The sequence below is a fragment of the Neobacillus drentensis genome (assembly GCF_036966985.1).
GTDB classification, from domain to species: domain Bacteria; phylum Bacillota; class Bacilli; order Bacillales; family Cytobacillaceae; genus Neobacillus; species Neobacillus drentensis_E.
Genome location: NZ_JBALSN010000543.1, coordinates 7,632 through 10,184 on the forward strand (window position 1 = coordinate 7,632; position 2,553 = coordinate 10,184).

The 2,553-nt window shown below is 38.5% G+C and carries 2 protein-coding genes; both read left to right on the top strand.

Going from position 1 to position 2,553, the window contains the following annotated elements; all coding sequences use genetic code 11:
- The first annotated feature begins 101 nt into the window (after nucleotides 1-101).
- Nucleotides 102-1,619, top strand: coding sequence for a spore germination protein (locus tag V7659_RS27585; protein ID WP_335543270.1), 1,518 nt, complete (start codon nucleotides 102-104; stop codon nucleotides 1,617-1,619).
- A gap of 11 nt (nucleotides 1,620-1,630) precedes the next feature.
- A partial coding sequence (locus V7659_RS27590; RefSeq protein ID WP_335543271.1) for a GerAB/ArcD/ProY family transporter occupies nucleotides 1,631-2,553 on the top strand: 923 nt, incomplete at its 3' end.

Genomic DNA, 2,553 nt, shown 5'->3' on the forward strand with positions numbered 1-2,553 from the left:
TATGGAAACATTGATGGTGCCTGACACCCATTCAGTTTCTTTTGGATAATATTAGATGTTCTGGTAAAGATAAAAAAAATTGAATGGTTAAGGTGTTGCTTATGTTTAAGAGGAAATCAGAAAATAAACGGTCAGAGGATAAGAAGCCGCATAGTTTAAATGTGGATGATCTTAAGTCAGAATTGGAAGCAGAGATAGGCGATTGTTCAGATCTGAATTTTCGCACCCTTAAAAAGAATGGGAAGAAAATTGTCTTTTGCTTTTTAAGCAGCCTCATTGATAAAACTAGCTTTGATGAATTTCTCTTGTCACCTGTCCAGCAAAGTACACAAAATGAATGGACAACGGAAAGTCTTGCACAGATCTTGCCGATTGCAGAACTTTCTGTTGCCAATCAATTAAAAGAAGTTGTTTCCTCTTTAATAGAAGGAAAATCGTACATTTATATCGATGGTGAACCTTATGGGATACTTGCCAATGTCGGTTCAACCGTGGAACGATCGCTTGAAAAGGCAGAAACCGAGTCGCTTGTATATGGGCCAAAGATTTCTTTTACCGAATCTCTTATAGGCAATTTAAATATTATTAGGAGTAATTTAAAAGATCCACAATTGTGTATGGAAGATATCACGATTGGAAAAAGGGTGAAGACCCCAGGAAAACTTGTTTATGTAAAGGACATCGCAGATGAGGATAATGTGAGTACCTTTCGCCAGAGGATTACGGATTTAGAATATGATTACATACCGGATACGACAGTCTTGGGGCAGTTAATCGAAGATAATAGTTGGACGATCTTCCCTCAAATCATGTCAACCGAACTGCCAGACCGGGTCACTCTTTCCTTGATGAGGGGGCGAGTAGCAGTATTAATGGACCGATCCCCGTCAGCTATTTATGGTCCAACACCCTTCCTGAGTTTCTTTGAATCAACCGAAGATGTCTATATGCGCTGGAATATGGGCTTTTTCTTACGGATGCTGCGGATTATTTCGATTTTTCTATCGGTATTATTGACTCCGGCTTATGTAGCCGTTTTGACCTATCATTATGAGGTTATTCCATCAGCACTGCTCATTTCACTTGGTCAATCACGGGCAAATGTCCCGTTTCCACCAGTCCTCGAAGCCTTTCTCTTAGAATTTGTTATCGAACTTTTAAGGGAGGCTGGAGCAAGGCTGCCTACTAAAGTAGGTCAAACAATGGGTATCGTTGGCGGTATTGTCATCGGACAGGCAGCGGTACAAGCAGGATTTACAAGTAATATCTTAATTATCATTATTGCACTAAGTGCCCTTGGGTCTTTTACATCACCTAGCTATATAATGGGTACTGCCGTTCGGATGGTTCGCTTTCCAATTATAATTTTAGCTGGTATTTGGGGGGGGATTGGGATTATGTTTTCGTTTTGTTTTATTCTGGTTCACCTATTAAGATTAACCACCATTGGGAGGCCCTATCTCATGCCTATCTATCCCTTTAGGTGGAAGGACTTAGGGTACAGTATTATTAAATTTCCGGCTCAATATTTATCCTACAGGCCAGAAACAAATCGTCCTGTGGACAAACAGCTTTTTCCTAAACATAAAGGTGTTGAAAAAAAGGATGTAGATGAATAGGAGCGGTCAGGATGAAAGTAAATGTGCAGCCAAAAGAAGGATTATTGGTTAATGCATTCCTGGTCATGTTTTTTATACACGCTGCACAAACAGGCGTAGGAATTGTTGGATTACCTAGAATAGTCTTTTTAGCAGCAAAACACGATGCGTGGATCTCTGTTTTTCTCGGAGGATTATTATCGGGTTTTGTCTTAGCAATGATAATTCTCATGCTTAATAAATATGATAGTGCGGATTTATATGGAATTCAGGTAGATGTGTTTGGAAAATGGCTTGGGAATGCTTTGAATGTTTTTTATATGATGTATATGAGCATAAGTTTTTTTGTTATCCTGATGAATTATATTGAAATTGTTCAAGTATGGATTTTCCCTGAATTACCCACATGGCAAATCTCGCTTGCTCTGATTCTTTTAACTATTTATGCCGTTAATGGCGGCATTCGTATCATCGTCGGAGTAGCTTTTATGTCAGTCTTAGGGACTCTCTGGATGATTTTTATCTTACTTGTTCCGATGGAATATTCAGACCCTAAGAATTTGTTGCCATTATTAAACACAGATTTGAAGCACATTATCAATGGGGTCTATAAAACCTCTCTTTCACTTATGGGCTTTGAATTGCTTATGTTCCTATATCCATATGTAAAAGATAAAAAAAAGCTTTTCATGTACTCACAACTTGGGAATTTATATACAACGTTTCTTTTCACGGCTGTGACAATGGTGTGCATTACCTTCTTCGCTGAAAATGGGTTAGCACGGACCATTTGGCCCGTCTTATCGATGTTTAAAATTGTTAGGTTACCAAACTTAGAACGGTTTGAATTTATTGCCGTCTCATTTTGGATGTTAGTCATCTTGCCGAACATGTGCTCCTATTTATGGGCGGCATCTAAGGGATTTAATCGTATTATTAATTGGAAACAAAAAAA

What these genes read in the sequence shown, in the direction of transcription:
- V7659_RS27585 (WP_335543270.1), top strand. Translation starts at nt 102, where the DNA reads ATGTTTAAGAGGAAATCAGAAAATAAACGGTCAGAGGATAAGAAGCCG.